This is a genomic window from Blautia hansenii DSM 20583, assembly GCF_002222595.2.
Taxonomy (GTDB): Bacteria; Bacillota; Clostridia; order Lachnospirales; family Lachnospiraceae; genus Blautia; species Blautia hansenii.
The window spans coordinates 423,339-447,871 of sequence record NZ_CP022413.2; the positions used below are offsets into that span (position 1 = coordinate 423,339).

The window sequence follows — 24,533 nt, forward strand, 5'->3', positions numbered from 1 at the left end:
TCACGTCCTATCTGCTAAAGCTTATTTTCCATAATTTGTTCTGCGTATTTTTGAGGGGTTGTGCCTGTATATTTCCCAAATACACGGATAAAAGTGTTGGAGCTGTTAAAGCCTGTCATAACACTTAAATCCTTTGTTTTCATAGAAGGTCTTTCCTGAATTAATTTTTTTGCCTGTTCAATACGATATCGGTTTAAATAATCTTTGAAATTGTTGTCACTTAGCTGCTTAAATAAAATACCGCAGTATTTTGGAGAAATATTAAATTGGTCTGCTAAGTCGTTCAGCATAATATTGTCTTTAAAATTTTCGTGAATATAATCCAGCATTTGTGTTAATAAAAGTTCATCTTGTGTTTGACTGCGCTGTTTTTTTGCTGCAATTACATCGGAAAGCACGGCTTTTATAGCAGTAATTGTTACAGAGTCTCCCCAATGGGTGTACCAGTATTCGTAGTTAATCGGACGTCCGATAAAATCTTCCGGAGAGGACTTTAATTCCTGAAAAATTCGGTTAACTGTTCCGATTAAGGTATAGACAAAATTTTGCAGCACTTCCATGGAAAGTCTTTTCTTGGTAAGATTTTCACGGATGAGTTCATCAAATAAATCCAGCGCCTTTTCTTGTCCATCTATTACTTCTGAAATCAATTTATTTTCTGTGGAAAGAGGATAAGAGTAGGTAGTACAATCCACAGAAGCAATAGAGTCATAAGTAATAATTTTGTCATGTGGCAGCATAGAGAGATATTCTGCTATTTTTAAAGTTTCTCGATAAGAACTATTGATATTTTCCAATCCTTTTTTTACCGGACTTAAAATAATCTGTTCTTCCCAGCTTTTTTCTGTTTTATTTAAGCCTTTTGAATGGGAAAAAATTTGGTTTAATAGTTTCTTTGCCTGATCTAAATTATCTGCCTGAATAATCAATCCACAGCGATACATGGATAATTTTACCATGAAACAATTTTTTTGTTTAATACATTCCTGAAACAAAATATTTTTGTAAAGCTCTAACTGTCCCAATAAAGCAGTGTCCAGAGCATCTTCCTGTTCCGGATGGAGGCAGAGGAGCCCTACACAAAAGTTTGCGGTTTCTGAGAAATAAGGTTTTTTAATCTCTGCAAGATAACCGTTACAGTCTGTCAGAAGGTTTTGATAATATTGTTGAACCATAAGTCTATCAGTAGTTTTCTGCGTTTCCAGTAAATTTTTATTTAAAGTTTGAAGTCGGTTTAAGTTTTCGTCTAAAATTTTGAATTCATCAAAGTGTTCGTTTTCTTCTTTTAGTGTTGGTTTTAAAGTCTCATAAATTGGTTGATATAAAAGCTTTGCTATATAAAAAAACAAAGTAGACAGCAAAATATAGATAAGAACTACGAAAACCAGAAAGAAGAAGATGTTCAGGATGCCAAGACTGTTGTGGTCATATAAATAGTATATACTCCAATTCATAGAAGGCAAATGTGAGGACGCAATATAGTAATCCGAAGTCTTTATTATGCTTTTGTTAGGATTTATATATTGCTGAAGAGTTTTTAACAGCTTGGTTGTTTCCTTATCTGTCGTACAGGGAAGGAATAGTCCGTCATCATTTGCAATCCAGAATTTTTGATTTTCAGTATTATTTACAATGGAATTTACAGGGATTTCTGCCATGTAAATACAGGTTTGAGGATGCTGATATCCTTTAATCCAATAATAGAGAAAGTCTAACTGCCCTTTTTCGTTGTAATGAGGGAGCACATAAGGAAACATGTGAGTGCTAAAATATTCTCTGATTTTGGACAAATCTTTTGGGGTCAAATCTTTACTTTTCAAAAAGTCCGAAACAGAAAAAGAGCCTTTCGGTGAAAGAACATCGGAAGGAGCGATTTCATCATTTGTAGTATTAGTATTATCAATAAGTAAATAAGTCTGAAAGCGTGTTTCACTGGTACTACAATATTTTGTCAAGGCTCTTTGTACTTGAGAAGACAGAAAATAGAAATTATCTTTTTGATAAGAAGTCGACCATTCTTTGATAAGGGAATCATTTACAATATCGGTCATGGTATTGGAAATATTTTTCAGTGATGTTTCTGCTTTCTCTTCTAAGATTGTTCTGGAAAGTGATATAGAATTTTTGTAGCTTTCCTCTGATTGTCTGGAGAGAAAAAATCCCAGAACAGAAGAAAGGATAAGGGTTATGAAAACTGACAGAATAATAAAAATAATATTCAATTTCTGCTGATATCTGCCATGAACATGTTTATACATTTATAATCTCCTTTAGCTGTGAACAAATATGTCGATAAAAAAATTATACTGGCATTTCTTGCAGATTTCAAGGGTTGAAAAATGGTGATGTGTTGAAAAATGATGATGAAAAGTCTGGAAGAACAGCTTAAAATCAAGGGATATACAGAAAAAGATATACAAAAAAGAAGATAAAAAAAATACAGGTGGAATTTGATGATTTACTTTTTTTCTAAAATCCGATAAGGTGTGGTTATTGCATGAGACGTTTCAGGAAAAAGAAGAAAAGGAGAGGAGAAAACAGGTGAAAAAAAAGAAACCGCTGTTTAAAAGGATTTTAGCAGCAAAAGAATTATATCTCTTATTAATACCCGGTCTTGTCTGGTATTTGCTTTTTGCATACCGTCCAATGACTGAGCTTAGAATTGCATTTTATGACTATAACGTATTTCAGGGGATAGAGGGAAGTACCTTTGTAGGACTTGATAATTTTATTGAATTTTTTACCGGAAGGGATTTTTTAAGAGTATTAAAAAATACATTGATGATTTCTTTTTGGCAGCTTTTGATTTGCTTCCCGGTACCCATTGCACTTGCAATCTGTATTACAGAAATGAGAAATAAATTTATCAGTAGAATGACACAAATGTCGACATTGCTGACTCATTTTATTTCGGTTGTAGTTGTATGTGGTATTGTCATTAACTTTCTGTCACCAAGTACAGGTGTGGTTAATCTGTTTTTAGAAAAGCTGGGAATTGACCCTATTTACTTTATGACAAAGCCGGAGTATTTTAAAGGAATTTATACGTTAATGACTTTATGGCAGAATGCTGGTTTTGATGCGTTGGTTTATATCGCAGCAATTATGGGAATTGATCCCCAGTTGTACGAGGCGGCTACTGTTGATGGCGCCGGAAAGTTGAAAAAGATTTTTCATGTTACTATTCCCGGAATTACACCTACAATCGTAACAATGTTAATTTTGAAATTGGGAGGTATTATTAAAGTAGGATACGAAGCAATTTTGCTTTTATATCAGCCGGCAACTTATTCAGCAGCCGATGTTATTTCTACATATTCTTACCGTCTGGCATTTGAAAACGGAAATTATGGTCTGTCTGTTGCGGCAGGATTGTTTGAGTCTGTTGTGGCATTTATTATGGTAATACTTGCAAATAAGTTCAGTAAGAAAATTTCTGACAGTGCATTATGGTAGGAGGGAGAAAAATGGCAGGAAAAAAAGTGAAACAGGGACAGGTTATGGGATTAGGAGAGAAGACCTTTAATGTGTTTATGGTACTTCTGGGAATTCTGATTACTTTTATTGCTCTGTATCCTATTTATTACGTATTGATTTCTTCCTTTAGTAAGCCCTTCTTTGTGGAAAACGGAGATGTGCTTTTAGGAATTAAAGAATTTACAACAGCCAGCTATGAGGCTGTATTTAAAAGAGATGGATTATGGACAGCGTATGGAAATGCTATATTCTATACAGTATTTGGTTTACTCGCAAATATGTTTTTTACCACCACCATGGCGTATGCTCTGTCTAAGAAGTCTTTGGTAGGAAGAAAATTTTTTACATTGTTTGTTATTTTTACCATGTGGTTTAATGCCGGTATTATACCGACCTATATGAACTTTAACAACATGGGGCTTTTAAATACAAGAACAGCAATTATCTTTGGGTTTGCTATTGAAACATATAACTTGATTATTATGAAAAGCTTTTTTGAACAGGTACCTGAAGCGCTTGAAGAAGCTGCATTTATTGACGGTGCAGGACATTTCAGGGTGTTTTGGAATATATATTTGCCATTATCAAAACCGGCTCTTGCAACAGTGGGACTTTTCTATGGTATTAGCCGATGGAATGGATATTTCTGGACCATGCAGCTTTTGAAGGATGATAATAAAATTCCGCTTCAGGTATTTTTGAAAAAATTAATTGTAGAGCGTGTGGCAAATCCGTCAGATGCGGCAATCGTTACAAGAGACTCTTTGACATCGCCGACAACACAGGTATATGCCTTGATTATTATGGCAATTCTGCCTATGGTTGTGGTATTCCCGTTTGTACAGAAGTATTTTAAAACAGGTCTTACACTTGGTGGTGTAAAAGGTTAATTTATATTAAAGGAGGATTTTAGAAATGAAGAAAAAACAGGTAACAGCGTTTTTGCTGGCAGCAGTTCTGGGGGTATCTGCTCTTATGACAGGCTGTGGTGACAGCAAGAAAAAAGAAGAAACAGCAGGTAAAGAAGGCGGAAGCAAAGAATTTACAGCATTTATGTTCTTGTCCGGAACACCTTTCAATGAAGATTGGGAAGTATGGAAAGAAATCGAAAAAGAGACAGGTGTAAAATTAAAAGGAGTTGTGGCATCTTCTAACTCTGATTATTCCACAGCATTCCAGAACATGGTTGCATCAGGACAACTTGCAGATATTATTGCATGTGAGTCTACTTCTGACCTTGAAAAACTGGGAAAAGACGGCGGTATGCTTCCGTTAAATGATTTAATTGACGAACATGCGCCAAACATTAAGAAAATGTTAGAAGAAGATCCGAATTTCAAATATCAGGCAACAGCAGAAGACGGAAATATTTACAACATTCCGTTGGGAAAAGAATTGCAATCTTCTCAGTTCTACTGGATCAGACAGGACTGGCTGGACAAGCTGGGGCTGGCAGTACCTACCACAGTAGATGAGCTTCATGATGTTTTACTGGCATTTAAGAATAACGATCCAAACGGAAACGGAAAAGCAGATGAAATTCCATTATTTGACCGTTCAGCTACTTCCGAAAACGAAATGGGTGAATATCTGGCTCTGTGGGACTCCAGTACAGGATTTTATCCAAGAGACGGAAAAATGGCATTTGAACCGATTACAGAAAATTATAAACTGGCAGTTTCTAATTTAGCTAACTGGTATAAAGAAGGTTTAATCGACCCTGAAATCTTTACACGTGGGATGTCTGCGAGAGATACGCTGTTAAGTAATAACACAGGTGGATTTACACATGACTGGGTAAGTACAGGAAACTACAATGACTCTCTGGCACAGGATGTTCCTGGTTTTAATATGGTTGCAGTAGCTCCATTTGCAGATCAGAATGGAAATGTAAAAGAAAGAGAACGCCGTTATGCAGAATGTGGATGGGGTATTTCCTCTCAGTGCAAAGATCCGGAAGCTTTAATTAAATTTATGGACTATATGTTCACAGAAGAAGGCTCTGACTTTATGAACTGGGGGATTGAAGGAAAAACTTACACCGTAGACGAAAACGGAAACAAAGCATTTACAGAAGAAGTATTCAATTCCGGTCTTGCTCCGGTAGAATATCTTCGTTCCTTAGGTTCTCAGTATCGTGCGGGATATGTACAGTCTGCAGATTATGAATATGCTACCATGAACGATGCAGGAAAAGCAGCAAATGAATTATACAGCTCTCATGAAGAATGGTTTAAAGATGCAAAATTACCGGACTTAAAGTTAAGCAAAGATGCGTTAGACGAATATAAGAGCATTATGTCCGGTATTACACCAATCGTATTTGAAAAATTACAGAGCTGGGTTTTGGGTTCAGGAAATATTGAAGCAGAATACGATGATTTTGTAAATGAATTAAAAGCAAGAAACATTGACAGAGCCATTGAAATTCAGCAGGAAGCATACGATAACTTTATGAAAGTAACAAAATAAAAGCAAGATGGGGCTGTGGCACTAAGGTTTTTAGTGCAGCAACCCCTTTTTAAATCTACGGGAGGCAAAGATGAACAGAAAAAAATTAGAAACAGCCGCATTACAGGCAATCGAAGTGTTAAAGAAAAATTTAGAAATTTATACAGAGAAATTTCCCGGTTCAAACACAGAAAATCAGATATATCCTGTTTCTGAAAACATTGAATGGACAACCGGATTTTGTACCGGAACTTATTGGCTGGCTTATGAACTGACAAAAGATGAAGTATTTAGAAAATCTGCCATGGTGCAGGTAGAAAGCTTTTATAACAGAATTGAGAATAAAATAGATGTAGACCATCATGATATGGGATTTTTGTATACGCCGTCCTGTGTGGCAGCCTATATGCTGACAGGAAGTGAGCGGGCAAAGGAAGCGGCAATTTTGGCAGCAGATCAGCTTATCAGCCGTTTTCAGGAAAAGGGACAATTTATTCAGGCATGGGGAACGTTGGGAGCAGAGGATAATTACCGTTTGATTATTGACTGCCTTTTAAATCTGCCATTGTTATATTGGGCATCTAAGGTAACAGGTGATCTGAAGTACAGAGAGATTGCTATTCGCCACACAAAAACCAGCTTAAAAAATTTGGTGCGTGATGATTTTTCAACATATCATACTTATTTCTTCAATCCGGAAACAGGAGAACCGGTAAAAGGTGTTACCGCACAGGGATATAAAAACAATTCTGCATGGGCAAGAGGTCAGGCATGGGGTGTTTATGGAACAGCTCTTGCATGGAGATATTTAAAAGATGAGAAATGCAAAGAACTTTTCAAAAAAGTGACAGATTTTTATCTTGCAAATCTTCCACAGGATAAGGTCCCTTATTGGGATTTAAGCTTTAAAGCAGAAGATAAAGAACCGAAAGACTCCTCAGCAGCAGCGATTGTAGTATGTGGAATTTTAGAAATGTGTGAAAACGGAGGATTAACAGAAAAAGATCAGGAGTATTATAAGGAAAAAGCATACGAAATGCTGGAAAGTTTGATTGACAATTATTCTGTAAAGACTTCTCAGGACGCCAATGGATTGATTTTACACGGAGTCTATGCAAAAAGCAGTGAATATAACAGCGTAACGGACAGAGGGGTAGATGAATGTAATCTCTGGGGAGATTATTTCTATCTGGAAGCAGTGGTAAGATGTTTGAAAAAATGGAACCCCTACTGGTAGAGTTCAAGATTTGCAAGGTTTTCAACAGGAAAAGAAAGCTTACCCAAAAACAGAAATGCTATAATCCATACAACAAAAGGACAGGCAGAGAAAGAAAGGGGAACATTATGGAAGTAAGAACAGCAGCATCACCAAGAGACGTGAAGCATTACACAACAGACCGATTAAGAGAAGAATTTTTAATCCAGAACTTATTTGTACCAGGAAAAATAAAAATGGTTTACAGCCACATTGACCGTATTATCACCGGTGCAGCAGTTCCGGCAAAGGAAACCTTAACATTAACAGCAGGTGCAGAGCTTCGCGCAGAATATTTCTTACAGAGAAGAGAAATGGGTATTATCAATATCGGCGGAGCAGGTACAATTACCGTAGACGGAAAAGCTTACGAGGTAGCTTATAAAGAAGGTATGTACATCGGAATGGGAGCAAAAGACATTACTTTTGCAAGCAAAGATGAAACAAATTCTGCAAAATTTTACTTTAACAGTACACCGGCACATCACACATACCCAACGGTACTGATTAAACCGGAAGGAACACCGAAAGAAGGCGTTGTTATTGTTAAGGATGAAAATAAGGTAGAACTGGGAACATTAGAGCAGTCCAATCACAGAACAATCTGCAAATACATTCTGCCGGGACAGGTAGAAAGCTGCCAGTTGGAAATGGGAATGACAAAATTAGAGCCGGGAAGCGTATGGAACACAATGCCATGTCACACACACGACAGAAGAATGGAAGTTTACCTGTACTTTGATATTCCGGAAGATGCATTTGTTATGCACTACATGGGTGAACCCACAGAAACAAGACATTTAGTAATGAGAAATGAAGAAGCAGTTATCTCACCAAGCTGGTCTATTCATTCCGGTTCCGGTTCTCAGGCATATACTTTTATCTGGGGAATGGCTGGAGAAAATCAGGATTTTGACGATATGGACCATATTGCAAATACAGAACTGAAATAAAAAGGAAATAAAAGGAGAATAGAAATGGACGTAATGAAAAGTTTTTCATTGGAAGGTAAAGTTGCCTTAGTAACAGGCGCAGCTTACGGAATTGGTTTTGCTATGGCAGAAGCTTACGCAAAAGCAGGAGCAAAGATTGCATTTAACTGCAGAGGACAGGAACATTTGGAAACAGCTCTGGCAAATTATAAAGCAAAAGGTATTGATGCAAAAGGCTATATCTGTGACGTAACAGATGAAGAACAGGTTGCAAATATGGTAGCAGATATTGAAAAAGAGCTGGGAACCATTGATATCTTAGTAAATAATGCGGGAATTATCAAACGTATTCCAATGACAGAGATGAGCGCAGCAGAATTCCGTCAGGTAATCGACATTGACTTGAATGCGCCGTTTATCGTGTCAAAAGCAGTTATTCCGGGAATGATTAAAAAAGGACATGGAAAAATCATCAACATTTGTTCTATGATGAGCGAATTAGGACGTGAAACAGTATCTGCTTATGCAGCAGCAAAAGGCGGATTAAAAATGCTGACAAAGAATATTGCATCTGAATACGGCGAATACAACATTCAGTGTAACGGTATCGGACCTGGTTATATTGCCACACCTCAGACAGCTCCATTAAGAGAAATTCAGCCGGATGGCTCTAAACATCCGTTTGACCAGTTTATCATCAGCAAGACACCTGCAGCTCGCTGGGGAAATCCAGAAGACTTAATGGGACCGGCAGTATTCCTTGCTTCTGAAGCATCAGACTTTGTAAACGGACAGATTTTATACGTTGACGGCGGTATTTTAGCATACATCGGAAAACAGCCAAAATAAGAAAAACAGGAGAAAAATTATGAAAATCGCATTAATTAACGAAAACAGTCAGGGGGCAAAAAACCCGATTATTGAAAAATCCTTAAAAAAAGTAGTAGAACCTATGGGCTTTACCGTAGATAACTATGGAATGTATACAGCAGAAGATGAAGCACAGCTTACTTATGTTCAGGTTGGTATTCTGGCAGCCGTATTATTAAATTCAGGCGCAGCAGATTATGTAATTACAGGCTGCGGTACAGGTGAAGGCGCAATGCTTGCTTGTAACTCCTTCCCAGGCGTTATCTGCGGACACGTAGAAGATGCGTTAGATGCTTATACTTTTGCACAGATTAATGACGGAAATGCAATTTCCCTTCCATTTGCAAAAGGATATGGATGGGGCGGAGACTTAAATTTGGAATATATTTTTGAAAAACTTTTCTGCGAAGAAAGCGGACAGGGATATCCAAGAGAAAGAGCTGTTCCGGAACAGAGAAATAAGAGAATTCTGGATGATGTAAAAAAAGTGACTTATCGTGAACTTACAGATATTTTAATGGAATTAGACAGAGAACTGGTAAAAGGCGCTCTTGCAGGAGAACATTTCCAGGAATTATTCTTTAAAAACTGTAAATGTGAAAAAATCGCCGCATGTGTAAAAGAAATTCTGGGCTGCTAAAGGAGAAGGTATATGTTCAGTTTAAAAGTAATTGACGGAAACGGAAGAACCATTGCTGTTGGCAGAGATGAAGAAGAAGTTAATTTAATGGTGGCAAGAGAATATCAGGAAGGTGACAGAATTCTTCTTGAGACTTCTGAGAAAAACATCCATGTGTGGTTTCAGGTAGATGACGCTATGGGAAAATCTCTGGTTTACCTTACCGGTGATGCTCATTATCAAATTCCTTTTGGAGAAAAGAGAATTAATCTTTCTCCAAAGACATTTTCAGGAAGCAAGCACTTAATTACTGTAAGAAAAGCAAAAGAATTTGAGCCGAAAACTTATCGTAACCTGGCGCTTAATGTAAACGATTTACATGAAAATGAAACTTGCTTCCCACATGCTTTTGCAAATGTGGAAACAAGAGGTGAGTCTGTATTTGCGGCAAAAAATGCCATTGACGGTGTAACCGCCAATGAATGTCACGGAGAATGGCCTTATGACTCATGGGGAATTAACCGTAATCCAAATGCAGAAATGACCGTGGATTTCGGACGTGAGGTTGAAGTAGACAGAATTGTTATTTATTTGCGTGCAGATTTCCCACATGATAATTGGTGGAAAAAAATGACCATTACATTTTCCGATGGAGAAGATATGGAATTGTCATTAAAGAAAACAGGTTCCGGACAGGAATTTACTTTTGAGAAAAAGAAAATCAGCTGGTTAAAGGTTTCTCATTTAATCCAGTCCTCTGAGCCGTCACCATTCCCTGCACTTGCACAAATCGAAGTTTACGGAAATGATTTATAAAAAATGCAATAAAAAATAAAATGAAGTATAGACTATTTGCACAGAAAAAAATCCTGCGGTATTTGATTTTTGTGTAAATAGTCTTTTTTCTTTCGTTAATAAAGAAATTAAGAGAATAAAATACAGTTAAAACATATATTTTTTAATAATTTCTAATAAAAAATAAATTTGACAGTCTTTAAGTTTTATGTTAGGATAAACGCCAATTTAGCATAGTAGAGAAATGAAATGCTAAAGCGATATAAAATTTAAGGAGGAATTAAAATGAAGAAAAGAATTGCACTGATTTTGACAGGAACAATGTTAATGGGGTTTGTATTATCTGCATGCGGAGATAATGAGAGTACAGAGAAAAAGGATGAGAAAACAGAAAACAGTGTTGAAACATCTTCAAATGCAAATAACAGGACTACATTTACAGTAGGATTTGATGCAGAATATCCGCCTTATGGTTATATGGATGAAAATGGAGAGTATACGGGATTTGATTTAGAGTTGGCTGAGGCAGTATGTAAGCTGGAAGGCTGGGAACTTGTGAAAAAGCCAATCAACTGGGACGCGAAAGATATGGAATTAAATTCAGGGGCTATTGACTGCATCTGGAATGGATTTACCATGAATGGAAGAGAAGACGAGTACACATTTTCGACACCGTATGTAGATAACAGTCAGGTGATTGTAGTTGCAGAAAATTCCGGTATCAACACACCGGAAGATCTGGCAGGAAAAACAGTAGGAGTGCAGGCAGCAAGCGCAGCTTTAGAATTACTGCAAAGTGATGAAAAAGACGGACAGAAAGCATTAGCAGATACTTTCGGAGCACTTAATGAATTTGCAGATTACAATACTGCTTTTACTGAATTGCAGGCGGGGGCTTTAGATGCGCTTGCTATTGATATTGGAGTTGCGAATTATCAGATTAAGTCAAGAGGAGAGGGATATAAAATTTTAGAAGAAACCTTAAATACAGAACAATATGCAATTGCATTTAAAAAGGGTGATCAGGAATTACGAGATGTTGTCAATGCAGATCTGAAAAAACTTACAGAAGACGGAACAGTTGCAAAATTGGCCGAAAAATATGAGATTTCTGATATGGTGACATTGAAATGAGTATTAATGTAATCATGAGAGAAATGACTGCAGGATTTGGACAGACGTGCCTGATTTTCTTTATGACGCTGGTGCTTTCTCTGCCTTTGGGACTAGTCATGTACTTTGGCAGAGTAAGCAAAATAAAATTAGTCAGCGGCATTGTCAAATTTTATATATCAGTTATGAGGGGAACTCCGTTGATGCTGCAGCTTTTGGTGTGGTATTATGCACCATATTATTTATGGGGAATGAATATAGGAGGATATAAGCTGACAGCAATTTTACTGGGATGTTCATTGAATTATGCGGCATATTTTGCTGAAATTTATCGCTCCGGAATAGAAGCAATTCCCAGAGGACAATATGAAGCGGCAGCTATTTTGGGGTATTCCGGACAACAGACTTTTTTTCGGATAATTTTACCGCAGATGATTAAAAATGTATTGCCTACAGTGACAAATGAAGTAATTACTCTGGTAAAAGATACGTCTCTTGTGTATTCTTTATCTTACGTTGAGATGTTTGCAGTGGCAAAGCAGATTGCAGCTGCACAGACAACCATAGTTCCATTTTTTATTGCAGGCGCATTTTATTATATTTTTAATTACATTGTTGCAAAGGTGATGGAAATGTTTGAAAAGAAAATGAATTATTATAGATAGGAGGATACCGGAATGAGTCTTTTAGAAATGAAACATATTAAGAAAGAATTCAGTGGGGTATCCGTTATCAGGGATATTTCCTTTTCCGTTGAACAGGGAGAAATATTGGCAATCATTGGACCATCCGGTTCCGGTAAGTCTACGTTGCTGCGTTGCGCAACAATGCTGGAAACTATTGAAAACGGTGAAATTTTATATATGGGCAAGAAAGCAGTGTGGACAGAAAACGGAAAGCTGTTTTTGGCGAAGAAACAACAGCGCAGGGAAATAGAGTCTTGTTTTGGTCTTGTATTTCAAAATTTTAATTTGTTTCCGCATTTTTCAGTGATAAAAAATATTACAGATGCCCCAATTCGTGTGCAAAAAAGAGAGAAGGAAACCGTATATAGAGAAGCTGAAATTTTACTTAAAAAAATGGGACTTGCAGATAAAGCAGATGCATATCCTCATCAGCTGTCGGGAGGACAACAGCAGAGAGTATCCATTGCCAGAGCATTGGCATTGAAACCGAAAATGTTATTTTTTGACGAACCCACTTCGGCTTTGGATCCGGAACTTACAGGGGAAATCCTAAAAGTAATTAAAAATCTGGCAACTGAGCACATGACAATGGTTATTGTAACTCATGAGATGAAATTTGCAAGAAATGTGGCAGACAGAATTATTTTTATGGATAAAGGCGCAATTGCAATACAGGGCACACCGGAGGAGGTGTTTTCTTCAGAAAATCAAAGAATGCAGGAGTTTCTTGGAAAATTGTCTTTGGAATGACAAAAACAATAAAAATATATTGAAATCAAGGCTTTGAAGGGTTATAATGCATAGTATAAATAAAAAGAAATTCTTCGGGGCAGGGTGCAATTCCCTACCGGCGGTTATAGTCCGCGAGCCGTATAAAACGGTTGAATTGGTGCAATTCCAATACCGACAGTATAGTCTGGATGAGAGAAGAAAGAAATTATTTCTATTGAACTTTCATGAGGATACCCCGTATAGGGGTATCCTTTTTTGAAATGCATGAAGAATTTCCTTTTATGAAAAACGTTCATGAAAAGGAGAATAAAAATGAGTCAGGAAGCAGTTGTAAACAAGCGAATTCAGGTAACCGGAAACAGGTCGAAACTAAGAACTATGGTGCAGATAGCCATGTTGTCAGCCGTATCGGCAGTGCTCATGATGTTTGAATTTCCAATTCCTTTTTTAGCACCCCCTTTTATTAAAATGGATTTTTCCGAAATTCCGGTTTTAGTGGGAACCTTTGCTATGGGGCCTTTGGCAGGTGTGGTAATTGAATTGTTAAAAAACATTCTTCATTTTGTTACCTACGGAACAACCACAGGCGGTATTGGGGAATTGTCCAATTTCTTTATCGGCTGTGCGTTTGCAGTACCGGCAGGAATTTTTTACAGAAAAAGGAAAACAAGAAAAAACGCTGTTTTAGGAATGGCAACAGGTACGTTACTGATGGTTATTATGGGTTGTCTTTCCAATGCGTTTGTAATGTTTCCTCTATACAGCGTAGTTATGGGAATTCCTATGGATAGTTTTATCGCTATGGGAACAGCTATCCATCCGGCTATTGACAATATGGTTACTTTTGTAGTTTTATGTATGGTTCCTTTTAATTTGGTAAAAGGAATAATTATTTCAATGATTACCCTGCTTTTATATAAAAGGCTGAAGGTAGTATTAAAGGGAGAATAACATGGCAACAATTACGGGAATTACGAAAAAAACAGAAAATCCGTTTGTAAACCTTTATGAACTGGACAGAAAATCAAAGACGGGAAAAGAAGGAAAATATTATGTTGCGTCAAGAGCAAAAAGTGAGAAGGATTTAAAGCTTGTCACAGGAAAGAATGTTCCTGACGGCGTTGTGATTTACAGCCTGTACGGCGAACAGCAGGATAAGGTAGTGTTAATTCGTCAGTATCGATATGCAATCAATGATTTCATATATGAATTTCCGGCAGGTCTGGTAGAAAAGCAAGAGCCTTATAAGGAAGCTGCCGTTCGGGAAATGAAAGAGGAAACAGGGCTGGAGTTTACGCCTATTACAGTAAATGAAGCTTATGAAAAGCCTGCATTTACCACAGTGGGAATGACAGATGAGTCTTGCGCTATTGTATTCGGTACTTCAGCAGGAGAAATTACAAAGGAATTTCAGGAAGACACAGAGGAAATCGAAGTGGTTTTGGCAGACAGAGAAGAAGTAAAACGGATTTTAAAAGAAGAAAAAGTGGCAATTATGTGTTTTTATATGCTGATGCACTTTATACATGACAAAGAACCTTTTGAATTTCTGAAAGAATTGTAAAAATTTTATATAATCGGACTACTTTTTTCCAAGTTGTGTTATACTTAAAAAGCATCCGAGAGAAAACAGCCTGTATGTATAAATCGGTACGCATATAGGCTGTTGTGCATTATAAAATAGGGTGCGAAATTGACTTAAAGGGGTTTTGTAGATGAATTGGAAGAAACACATTAAAAATTTACTGGTATTTATTTTTACACTTCTGGCAGTGGTTTTAGGCGGTCTTATTGCCTTTAAGTTTATTCGCTTTTTTATGCCGTTTGTAATCGGATGGCTGATTGCGCTGATTGCAAACCCGTTGGTGCGGATGTTGGAAAGACGGATGAAGGTAGCCAGAAAGCATACCTCTATGCTTCTTATTATTGCAGTGCTGGCCGCTATTATCGGAGGCATTTATTTTATCGGAATGAAGACATTGCAGGAAGCAAGTTCGCTTATTGAGCAGGCGCCTGAGATTTACAGTAGTTTTCGAGAGGATTTTCAGGAGGCAGGAGAAAATCTTTCTATGATTATCGAAGAATTGCCGGACGGAGTTCAAAAAGGAATTGCAGACTTTCAGGACAGCTTAGGCAATATGATTGGAACAGCCGTAGGAAAAATCAGCCAGATTACCGTAGATCAGGCAAGTAATTTTGCGAAAAATCTTCCAAGTATTATTATAGCCATTATATTTACAATTTTATCATCGTATTTTTTCATTGCAGACAGAGACAAGATATTGGAATTTGGAAGGGAGCATACCCCTCAGCTTATTCAGGAAAAATGGAAAATACTGGAACGGTGCTTTCGGAGTATTTTCGGCGGATATTTTAAAGCCCAGTTTAAAATTATGGGAGTCGTCTTTGTTATTCTCTGTATAGGATTTTTAATTTTAAAGGTAAACTTTGCCATTGTGGTGGCTTTTCTCGTGTCTTTTTTGGATATGCTTCCGTTTTTCGGGACAGGTACTGCTCTTATTCCGTGGGCGTTGTTTAAAATTCTGTCAGGGGATATGCAGTACGCAGTGGGACTGATTATATTATATTTGACAACGCAGCTGATACGGCGTATTATTGAGCCTAAAGTGGTGGGAGACTCCATCGGTATTGATCCGTTGTGGACCTTGATATGTATGTATACCGGATATCGTTTTGCAGGTGTGTTGGGAATGATTTTAGCCGTACCTGTCGGGGCAATTATTGTGAATTTTTATCATGCGGGAATGTTTAACAGCGCAATTCGAAATTTGCAGGATGCAGTGGAAGATTTTCTGAAATGGCTGTATCGAGACGACGGAAAACATATTTCAGATAATAATAAAAAAGAATAAGAGAATATACCGGTACGCAAAAGAGAAGCTTCTGTTCTCTGTACCGGATAACAAAAGCGGAGGAAAAGAAGATGAAGTCAGTACTTCTTATTGGACTTGGCCGTTTTGGAAGACACATGGCGGCAAAATTGATTGAAGAAGGGAATGAGGTCTTAGCAATAGACAGCGATGAGGGAAGAGTAAACGATGCCATTGATATGGTGACAGATGCCCAGATTGGTGATGCAACCAACGAGCATTTTGTAGAGTCCTTGGGCGTGGGAAATTTTGACCTCTGTGTGGTTGCCATCGGAGACAATTTCCAAAGTTCCTTAGAAACAACTGCTCTTTTAAAGGATATGGGAGCACGTTTTGTTCTGGCAAGAGCCAACCGTGATGTACATGCTAAATTCCTTTTGAGAAACGGAGCAGACCGCATTGTGTATCCGGAAAAGGAAATGGCACAGCGTCTGGCTGTAAAATACGGAAATGACAATATTTTTGACTATATTGAGCTGACAGACGAATATGCTATTTATGAAATACCTGCACCGGAGTCATGGATTGGAAGCAGCATTATAGAAAAAGATATCAGAAAAAAATATAACATCAGCATTTTGGCTACGAAAGCTCAGGGGAAAATGAACCCGCTTCCTCATGCAGACTATGTCTTTAATCATAATGAAACCCTGATTATTATGGGACATTATCGAGACGTACGTGCAGTGACAAAATTGAAATAACATTTGTTATATATGTAAAAAAATAGAAGGAAAATTGGTAAAAAATTCACAAACTTTACTGTGGTGCATTGACAGCAAGATGATTTTGTGTTAGAGTAAGGACATAGTTAAGTGACAGATATAAATATTATTTATTTGTTGCAGAATAACACGCATCTGATTACTGACGGATTAATGTGGAGTACCACAGGGAAATCAGAATGCGAAAAAAGCCGACCGTCTGGGCAACATTTGTTAATCTACAAATGTTGCCCTTTTTTCATCTCTTGCGGAGAATGGGAAAAGGGTGAGTAAAAATTATTTTCAAGGAGGATGTTACTATGGGATTCAAATCAGACATCGAAATCGCACAGGAGTGCACAATGGAGCCAATTACAAAAATTGCAGAGAAAGCAGGTATTGATGACAAATATCTGGAACAGTACGGAAAGTACAAAGCAAAAATTGACTACAATTTATTAAAAGAGTCCGATGCGCCAAACGGAAAATTAATTCTCGTTACAGCAATCAATCCGACACCGGCAGGAGAAGGAAAAACAACAACAACGGTTGGTCTTGCAGACGGTATGCAGAGACTTGGTAAAAATGTTATGGTTGCTCTGCGTGAGCCTTCACTGGGACCTGTTTTCGGTGTAAAAGGCGGTGCAGCAGGCGGCGGATACGCACAGGTTGTTCCAATGGAAGATATCAACCTGCACTTTACCGGTGACTTCCATGCAATCGGTGCAGCAAATAACCTTCTGGCAGCTATGCTGGATAACCACATTTATCAGGGAAATGAATTAAACATCGACCCAAGAAAGATTACATGGAGAAGATGTGTGGATATGAACGACCGTCAGCTTCGTTTTGTTCTTGACGGTATGGGCGGAAAGACAAACGGTATGCCAAGAGAAGACGGTTATGATATTACCGTAGCTTCCGAAATCATGGCAGTTCTGTGTCTTGCAAAAGACATCACAGACTTAAAAGAAAGACTGGGACGTATTATCGTTGGATATACTTATGGAAAAGTTTCTGAACAGAAACCGGTAACAGCTCATGATTTACATGCAGAAGGCGCTATGTGTGCACTGTTAAAGGATGCTTTAAAACCAAACTTAGTACAGACCTTAGAGCATGTACCTGCAATCGTACACGGCGGACCATTCGCAAACATCGCTCACGGATGTAACTCTGTAATCGCAACAAAGATGGCTATGAAGTTAGGGGATTACGCAATCACAGAAGCAGGCTTCGGCGCTGACTTAGGTGCAGAGAAATTTTTAGACATTAAATGTCGTATGGCCGGTCTGACTCCAAGCGCAGTTGTAATCGTAGCAACCGTTCGTGCATTAAAATACAACGGCGGAGTAGCAAAAGCAGACTTAAATAACGAAAACTTAGAAGCTCTGGAAAAAGGACTTCCAAACCTGTTAAAACATGTAAGCAACATTAAAAATGTATATAAACTTCCATGTGTTGTAGCAATCAACGCATTCCCAACCGATACAAAGGCAGAGCTTGACTTAGTAGAAAGCAAATGTAGAGAGCTGGGCGTAAACGTTGCACTGTCTGAAGTATGGGCAAAAGGCGGCGAAGGCGGAATTGCACTGGCGAAAGAAGTTATCCGTCTGGTAGAAGAACCAAACGATTTCACATTCTCCTATGACTTAGAGGGAAGTATTGAAGATAAGCTGAACCAGATTGTACAGAAGATTTACGGTGGTAAGAGAGTGGTTCTGACAGCAAATGCACAGAAACAGGCAGCACAGTTAGAAGCACTGGGTTACGGAAACTGCCCAATCTGTGTTGCGAAAACGCAGTACAGTCTGACAGATGATCAGACAAAATTAGGAGCACCTACAGACTTTGAAGTAACTGTAAGAAATCTGAAGATTTCCGCAGGTGCAGGATTTATTGTAGCATTGACAGGGGAAATCATGACAATGCCAGGACTTCCAAAAGTACCGGCTGCTGAGAAGATTGACGTAGATGAAACAGGTAAAATTACCGGTCTTTTCTAAGAAATAAACATATAGCTGCTGCATGACAAATGTGGTGCAGCAGCTTTCTACGTATTAGAAAATTTTGGGCTTGAAGGGAGCAAATAAGTATGTATAAAGACGAATATAAAGCCGTTTGTAATTCTGCGGCAACAAAATTAAATTTACTGAAAACCAATCCGCTGGGATATTTTGTGGCGTCTATGCTTGCTGGTATGTTTGTTGCAATGGGGGGATTTCTGGCATTTACACTTGCAGGTCATTTATCAACTTCAGAAACAGCAGCAATTTGGGCAAAACCGGCACAGAGTGCTGCATTTGCAGCAGCACTTAGCTTAGTTATCATGGCAGGAGCGGATTTATTTACAGGAAATAATTTTCTTATGTCAGCAGCAGCATTTAGAAAAACTGCTACATGGGGAGATGCCTGTAAATTATGGTGTGTATGTTGGATTGGAAACCTGGTTGGTTCTCTTTTATCTTCTGCTCTTTTTATAGCTACAAAAGTTCCTACAGGTGCAATTGGCAATTATTTTGAAAATCTTGCAATTACAAAGACGACTACTGCACCAATGCCATTGTTTTTCAAAGCGGTATTGTGTAACATTTTAGTATGTCTTGCTGTATGGTGTGGAATAAAAATGAAGTCTGAATCAGGTAAATTGATTATGATTTTCTGGTGTATTTTTGTATTTATGGTATGTGGATTTGAACATAGTATTGCAAATATGAGCAGCATTGGAATTTCTCTTTTTACAGGAAAAGTTGGAATTGGTGCATATTTATATAATGTAGTAGTTGTTACCCTTGGAAATATGGTTGGAGGTATCTTAGGAGTAGCATTTCCATATCATTTGATTTCAAAAGAAAAATAAAATAAGAATAAGAAAGTAGAGCTGTCTGTTAAGGCAGCTCTTTTTCGTTCTATCCTTATTCATAAAGCGTAAGATGGAGAAAGGGGGATAGAATATGCAAAATCAAAAATTAGAAAATCTTTTGAATTTAGCTTTAAGTGCTACAAAAGAGGAGAGAATGAAATCATCACAGTTAAACGTAGGGTATAATACAGAAGAAAAAAACTGGGAGCTGATTATAAAGTTTTCCGGTGATTTGAGTGCAGTGCTGGGAGAAGATATTCCAAAAGTAGAACTTTTAAATCAATTTGCCATTATACGCATTCCAGAAAGCAGAATAGAGGAATTATCACGAAATCCGCAGATAGAGTTTGTAGAGAAACCAAAGCGTTTATTCTTTGCAGTAAATCAAGGAAAAAGTGCTTCCTGCATGACAGCAGTACAAAGTGAGTTTTCGCCTTTGGGAGAAGCGCTGACAGGAGAAGGCGTGTTGGTTGCATGTATTGATTCAGGCATTGATTATAGCCATCCTGATTTTCGTAATTCTGATGGGAGCAGCAGAATATTACGTCTGTGGGATCAAACCATACAGGGAAATCCACCGAAAGGCTATTTTATAGGAACGGAATATACAAAGGAGCAGATTGATGAGGCATTGAAGCAGGAAAATAAAAGGGAAATGGAAAAAATCGTTCCCAGTCGTGATTTAAGCGGACATGGCACCGGAGTGATGGGAATTGCAGCCGGAAATGGGGCGGCTTCGCAAGGTGTTTATCGAGGAGTGGCTTATAAAAGTGACTTGCTGGTTGTAAAACTGGGAACGCCTTTGGAAGATGGATTTCCCAGAACCACAGAGCTTATGCAGGGAATTGATTATGCAATTCGTCAGGCAATCGATTTGCAGATGCCGCTGGCTTTAAATCTCAGTTTTGGCAATAATTATGGCTCTCATAGTGGGGAGTCACTTATCGAAACGTATTTGGATAATGCGGCATTGTCGGGAAAAACAGTAATTTGTGTAGGAATGGGGAATGAAGGAAGTGCGGCTATTCATACTTCGGGAAAATTGACAGAAGGTGAGACAAAAGAGATTTCACTATATATCAGCGAGTATGAAACGGGGATGAGCGTACAGATTTGGAAACAGTATGTGGATGAGATGGAATTTGTATTGATACATCCCAATGGCGAAAGGGTAGGTCCTTTTAAGCAAATATTAGGACCGCAGCGTTTTACTATTCAAAATACGGAGCTGTTAATCTATTATGGAGAACCCAGTCCATACAGTCTTTCACAGGAAATTTATATAGATATGCTTCCAAAAAATCAGTATATCGACAGCGGTGTGTGGAAAATTCAGTTGATACCTTCAAAAGTTGTGGACGGTTCTTTTGATTTGTGGCTTCCGGGAGGCGGGATTTTAAATGAGGGAACAAGATTTTCTTCTCCGACACCGGAAACAACCTTGACCATTCCATCTACGGCAGGGCGGGTGATTTCTGTGGGAGCATACAATTCCAGATATATGTCTTACGCAGATTTTTCCGGAAGGGGTTACACAAGAGTGGTAAATGCGGTCAAACCGGATTTGGCAGCTCCGGGTGTGGATATTCGTACAACAGCAGTGGGAGGAGGGTATGATAACAGAGCAGGAACTTCTTTTGCAACGCCTTTTGTTACGGGGGCTGCAGCACTGATGATGGAATGGGGAATTATAAAAGGAAATGATCCTTTCTTGTACGGAGAGAAGGTAAAGGCATATTTAAGAAGAGGAGCAAGGCCGCTTTTAGGCGGGGAATATCCTAATAATCGTATTGGGTATGGGGCACTGTGTGTCAGGGATAGCCTGCCAGAGTGAAATGATTTTAGAAATATATAATGCGGAATCATGAAATGAGTATAATATGTATTTCGATAAGCATGAAAAATAGTTATAGTTAAACCTGAATCCGTGAACTTCACGGATTCAGGAAAAAAGGTAAAGAAAGGCCGCCTGTATGCAACAGCACATGGAGTATATGAGGCATCTCTGAATGGACAGACCGTAGGTGATTATCGTATGGCACCGGGCTGGACAAGCTATCATAACAGATTACAGTATCAGATTTATGATGTGACAGAAATGCTTGCCACAGATAATAAAATTGCGATCACAGTTGGAAACTGCTGAAGCTATTTTGTTGACAGGAAAAACCAGCGGCAGCTATCAAAATTATCAGTTTGAAATATCTGTTCATGAAGGAGAACTGCTTATTGCTTTTGCGGATACTTCATCTTTAAGAATGGAGGAGAAAAGGTATTTCATTCTTTCCCTGGCGGCTGCCGTAATCTTAGGGGCATTATGGATTTATCCAGCCTGGAAAATCACAGGAAAAATGGTTACTCCATTAGAGAAAGCGAACCGCATGAAGACGGAACTTATTCTGAGACCATAGAAGCTGACGGAACAGAAATTTCAGATGGTGTATGGGGCTGCGTTGCATACAGTGCCATTACCTCTTTGCAGGAAGCGGATATGGCTATGGCATTTGAATATTATCTGGATACAGATTATGAGTTCAATACTGATTTTCAGAAAAAGATGGCAGAATATTTGTCTCAGGAATATATGGATTATATCAATGACCAGAATTTAAGTGTCAGCGAGGCTGCTGTGGATATTGACCTCAATGAAGATGGGGACAAAGAGGATGTGGCAGACCTGACTATAGAGTATGATGCGGAAAAATATGCAGATACAAATGGATATGGAGGCACGTATCTCACTTTTTATCTGAAGGAATTTGAGAAAAGTCTGGAATGGTATCTGGAAAATCTGGATTACGCAGATGACTGGACCTGGTTTGACAGCGATGGAAATGCTCTCAGTGATGAAGCTGTGGCTGAGATGACAACAGAAGAGAAGACACAGGCATTTCTGGAAGGAAGATACGCCAAGGGACAGTCCGGGGAAAATGCAGGTCCTGGAGGAATGATGGGTGGAGCGCCGGATGGAAATGAACCGGATGGAAACGGATCAGCTAAGGAAGACGACTTGGATTTACCCTTGCTGACGCAGCTTCTTACAGAACCAAAGGTGCAAACAAAGCAATTTTTGGTTTTGATGTTATGGACTACGGACAGGAAACCTACGAGTTCGGCTCAAAAACTCAGGATGCAAGACATTTTGACAAGTATGTACTGAAGGTAATGCAGGAAGAAAAAGAGTTGCTGATGGAACTGTTTAATTCTGAAGAATAATGAATGAGCAGAACAAAACAGACATAAATTACAGAAGTTGTTCAAAGAGCAGCTATTTATCCCACTTTTCTTTCCGATATTCCCCCAGGGGTTGTCTGGTAGTGCTTTTTGAAAGCTCTGCAAAAATAATCTGCATTGTGAAAACCAGTTTAGCTCCCAACTACGATACCTGCGGATCGTTATGGGAAAATGGTAATTTCTTACGATATTATACAATAAAAATCATAAATAATCCAATAAGACAAAATCTTCTTTAAAGAAGAAAGATGTAAGCGGTCATGGAACTGCTGTGCTTGGAGTGGCAGCTGGTAGCGATTTTACCCGTGGTGCAGTGAACCGGGGTGTGGCATATGAAAGTGACCTTCTGGTTGTGAAAATGGGAATTCCAAGACAGGACTCTTTTCCAAGAACTACAGAGCTGATGCAAGGTGTAGATTATCTGGTTCGGCAGGCTATACGGCTTGGAAGACCAATTGCGATCAATTTAAGCTTTGGAAATGTTTAAAGATGTGAGATCCTTTGAGATAAAGCATTAGGTAGAAAAAGCCACAAGGGGCAGTTAGGATTCCCTTGTAGCTTAATATGCAGAAAATTAGCAATGAGATGATTCCCGGTATTTTATCACAGTGCGAACGTAAGTTGTACGATATGGAATACCCGGTTCTTCAATACGGGAAAGAAGAAGTTCTGCAGCAATATATCCCATAGCAGAACTTGGAATATGGACAGTGGTTAAATGTGGTTCAATAATCCGAGACTCAGCAGAATTATCGAATCCTGTAATTTTTACATCTTCAGGAACTGACAAGCCGCATTGCTTTAAGGCCTTAATGAGATCCATAGCGACAAAATCGTTAGCACATATAAATGCATCTGGCAGTTCAGGGAGTTGTCTGATATACGATGCAAGCTGCTCAATCGTATGGAAGGGCTCGTCTGCTAAGAGTATGTCAGTAACAGGTTTTAGACCAGAGAGGCTGAGTGCATCACAAAATCCCTGATATCGTTCAAAGAATGATTGGCAGTTATTAATATTTCCTGCAAATGCAAGTCTATGCTGTCCATTTTTTATGAGAGATTGCACAATGCTGGAAATGCTGTTTCTGTTTTCCATAAGCAGAAAATCAGCATCAATAGTAGTGAAATCGATGTTCGCAGCACAATCTGTAAAAAGCAGAGGAATGTCAAGTTTGCTGAGCATCTGACTGTATGCGCAATCAAATAATTCCAAACAAATAATTCCGGCACTGTTTGAAGGATCAAACCCAGCTGGAAGAAGTAAATCTGTAAATTCTTGTTCACGAATAAGGTAAAACGACAATCTGTACCCGTTAGAACTGATTTTTTCCTGAAAGGTATTCAGTAGTTTAGAACCGAAGTGAGAACTATTCGGCATGGCACGGGTAAAAAGAGCAATCTCACAAATTTCAGGCTTGGGAACAGAGACTGCAGGCGAGAGATAAGAAAACTGCTTATAACCCAATTCGGCAGCCTTTTGTAAAATCTTATCTCTTGTAGCATCAGCCAACACGCCGGTATTGTTTATTGCCTTTGACACTGTGTTTCTTGATACCCCTAATGAATCTGCTATATCTTGAATGGTAATTCGTTTTCCCATAGACACCTCCTGTTTTGAATGTAATGGTGGTATAATACGTATAAGTCCATTTATGTGAAATAGTTATACTTTGTTATTAAATGTAACGTATTTAAAGGAATTTGTCAAATGTAAAAATATAATAGAATAATAATTGGTTCATAGGTTAAATTTATACTTTTTTGCGACACGAAAAGGTGCAAATATAAAAATAAAAAGGAATAAATGCAAAAATACAATTGACAAAATGCTGTGCAAATGATAATATATATCCAAGAAAAAGTACAAATTGCACAACAAACCAAGAAAATGAGACAAACTTGCAAAGGAAT

General features: G+C 38.3%; 22 protein-coding genes, 1 pseudogene and 2 riboswitches. Of the genes and pseudogenes, 21 read left to right on the forward strand and 2 right to left on the reverse strand.

Translation table 11 applies throughout. The features are described 5' to 3' along the window. Nucleotides 1-14: 14 nt before the first annotated feature. Nucleotides 15-2,258: a helix-turn-helix transcriptional regulator gene (locus tag CGC63_RS02110; RefSeq protein ID WP_004221388.1), complete on the reverse strand. Its 2,244-nt coding sequence runs from the start codon at nt 2,256-2,258 to the stop codon at nt 15-17. Nucleotides 2,259-2,541: 283 nt separating this feature from the next. Here CGC63_RS02110 and CGC63_RS02115 point away from each other — a divergent pair, with 283 nt between their 5' ends. The 21 genes and pseudogenes from CGC63_RS02115 to CGC63_RS02215 form a co-directional block, all read left to right on the forward strand. After that, nucleotides 2,542-3,456, forward strand: a complete 915-nt coding sequence (locus CGC63_RS02115) for an ABC transporter permease (protein WP_009247435.1) — start codon at nt 2,542-2,544, stop codon at nt 3,454-3,456. A gap of 11 nt (nt 3,457-3,467) precedes the next feature. Then, a complete protein-coding gene (locus CGC63_RS02120) occupies nt 3,468-4,367 on the forward strand; it encodes a carbohydrate ABC transporter permease (RefSeq protein ID WP_009247434.1) in 900 nt (299 codons plus the stop codon). A 25-nt stretch (nt 4,368-4,392) separates the two neighbouring features. Next, the gene (locus CGC63_RS02125; protein WP_004221383.1) at nt 4,393-5,949 is read left to right on the forward strand and encodes an extracellular solute-binding protein; all 1,557 of its coding nucleotides are present in this window, start codon (nt 4,393-4,395) and stop codon (nt 5,947-5,949) included. Nucleotides 5,950-6,019: 70 nt separating this feature from the next. Next, nucleotides 6,020-7,165 (forward strand): glycoside hydrolase family 88 protein, encoded by a 1,146-nt coding sequence (locus tag CGC63_RS02130; RefSeq protein ID WP_004221381.1) that lies wholly within the window; start codon nt 6,020-6,022, stop codon nt 7,163-7,165. 107 nt (nt 7,166-7,272) lie between these two features. After that, nucleotides 7,273-8,136, forward strand: a complete 864-nt coding sequence (gene kduI / locus CGC63_RS02135) for a 5-dehydro-4-deoxy-D-glucuronate isomerase (RefSeq protein ID WP_040351070.1) — start codon at nt 7,273-7,275, stop codon at nt 8,134-8,136. Nucleotides 8,137-8,160: 24 nt separating this feature from the next. Next, nucleotides 8,161-8,964 (forward strand): gluconate 5-dehydrogenase, encoded by an 804-nt coding sequence (locus tag CGC63_RS02140; RefSeq protein WP_004221375.1) that lies wholly within the window; start codon nt 8,161-8,163, stop codon nt 8,962-8,964. A gap of 19 nt (nt 8,965-8,983) precedes the next feature. Further along, entirely contained in the window at nt 8,984-9,625 is a 642-nt protein-coding gene (locus tag CGC63_RS02145; protein WP_004221373.1) for an RpiB/LacA/LacB family sugar-phosphate isomerase, read from the forward strand. Between the two features lie 12 nt (nt 9,626-9,637). After that, entirely contained in the window at nt 9,638-10,420 is a 783-nt protein-coding gene (locus CGC63_RS02150; RefSeq protein ID WP_004221372.1) for a DUF7402 domain-containing protein, read from the forward strand. A 264-nt stretch (nt 10,421-10,684) separates the two neighbouring features. Continuing rightward, complete coding sequence (locus tag CGC63_RS02155; RefSeq protein WP_004221370.1) at nt 10,685-11,533, forward strand: amino acid ABC transporter substrate-binding protein; 849 nt, start codon at nt 10,685-10,687, stop codon at nt 11,531-11,533. Further along, nucleotides 11,530-12,177, forward strand: coding sequence for an amino acid ABC transporter permease (locus CGC63_RS02160; RefSeq protein ID WP_004221369.1), 648 nt, complete (start codon nt 11,530-11,532; stop codon nt 12,175-12,177). Before CGC63_RS02155 ends, CGC63_RS02160 begins: the two co-directional genes overlap by 4 nt. A gap of 12 nt (nt 12,178-12,189) precedes the next feature. After that, nucleotides 12,190-12,948 carry an amino acid ABC transporter ATP-binding protein gene (locus tag CGC63_RS02165; RefSeq protein WP_004221366.1) on the forward strand — a complete coding sequence of 253 codons (759 nt, stop codon included), beginning with the start codon at nt 12,190-12,192 and terminating at the stop codon, nt 12,946-12,948. A gap of 66 nt (nt 12,949-13,014) precedes the next feature. Continuing rightward, nucleotides 13,015-13,134, forward strand: a riboswitch (FMN riboswitch). Between the two features lie 108 nt (nt 13,135-13,242). Then, the gene (locus CGC63_RS02170) at nt 13,243-13,881 is read left to right on the forward strand and encodes an ECF transporter S component (RefSeq protein ID WP_040351029.1); all 639 of its coding nucleotides are present in this window, start codon (nt 13,243-13,245) and stop codon (nt 13,879-13,881) included. 1 nt (nt 13,882) lies between these two features. Further along, on the forward strand, nt 13,883-14,494 hold the full coding sequence (locus tag CGC63_RS02175; protein ID WP_004221361.1) for an NUDIX hydrolase: 612 nt from the start codon (nt 13,883-13,885) through the stop codon (nt 14,492-14,494). A 151-nt stretch (nt 14,495-14,645) separates the two neighbouring features. After that, the gene (gene ytvI, locus CGC63_RS02180; protein ID WP_004221359.1) at nt 14,646-15,803 is read left to right on the forward strand and encodes a sporulation integral membrane protein YtvI; all 1,158 of its coding nucleotides are present in this window, start codon (nt 14,646-14,648) and stop codon (nt 15,801-15,803) included. Between the two features lie 71 nt (nt 15,804-15,874). Further along, nucleotides 15,875-16,525, forward strand: coding sequence for a potassium channel family protein (locus tag CGC63_RS02185; RefSeq protein WP_004221357.1), 651 nt, complete (start codon nt 15,875-15,877; stop codon nt 16,523-16,525). 149 nt (nt 16,526-16,674) lie between these two features. Next, a riboswitch (ZMP/ZTP riboswitch) is annotated at nt 16,675-16,758 on the forward strand. 87 nt (nt 16,759-16,845) lie between these two features. Continuing rightward, nucleotides 16,846-18,531: a formate--tetrahydrofolate ligase gene (locus tag CGC63_RS02190; protein WP_089438660.1), complete on the forward strand. Its 1,686-nt coding sequence runs from the start codon at nt 16,846-16,848 to the stop codon at nt 18,529-18,531. An 89-nt stretch (nt 18,532-18,620) separates the two neighbouring features. Further along, nucleotides 18,621-19,385, forward strand: a complete 765-nt coding sequence (locus CGC63_RS02195; protein ID WP_004221343.1) for a formate/nitrite transporter family protein — start codon at nt 18,621-18,623, stop codon at nt 19,383-19,385. A gap of 94 nt (nt 19,386-19,479) precedes the next feature. Next, a complete protein-coding gene (locus CGC63_RS02200) occupies nt 19,480-21,222 on the forward strand; it encodes a S8 family peptidase (protein ID WP_004221341.1) in 1,743 nt (580 codons plus the stop codon). Nucleotides 21,223-21,315: 93 nt separating this feature from the next. Beyond that, complete coding sequence (locus CGC63_RS02205; RefSeq protein ID WP_004221339.1) at nt 21,316-21,534, forward strand: alpha-L-rhamnosidase N-terminal domain-containing protein; 219 nt, start codon at nt 21,316-21,318, stop codon at nt 21,532-21,534. Nucleotides 21,535-21,705: 171 nt separating this feature from the next. Next, nucleotides 21,706-22,548 carry a hypothetical protein gene (locus tag CGC63_RS02210; RefSeq protein ID WP_009247201.1) on the forward strand — a complete coding sequence of 281 codons (843 nt, stop codon included), beginning with the start codon at nt 21,706-21,708 and terminating at the stop codon, nt 22,546-22,548. 318 nt (nt 22,549-22,866) lie between these two features. Further along, a pseudogene (locus CGC63_RS02215) lies at nt 22,867-23,103 on the forward strand (S8 family serine peptidase); the annotation flags it as partial. Between the two features lie 93 nt (nt 23,104-23,196). On the opposite strand, the gene CGC63_RS02220 reads toward CGC63_RS02215, so the two are convergent. Then, complete coding sequence (locus tag CGC63_RS02220) at nt 23,197-24,222, reverse strand: LacI family DNA-binding transcriptional regulator (protein WP_004221320.1); 1,026 nt, start codon at nt 24,220-24,222, stop codon at nt 23,197-23,199. Nucleotides 24,223-24,533: the final 311 nt, after the last annotated feature.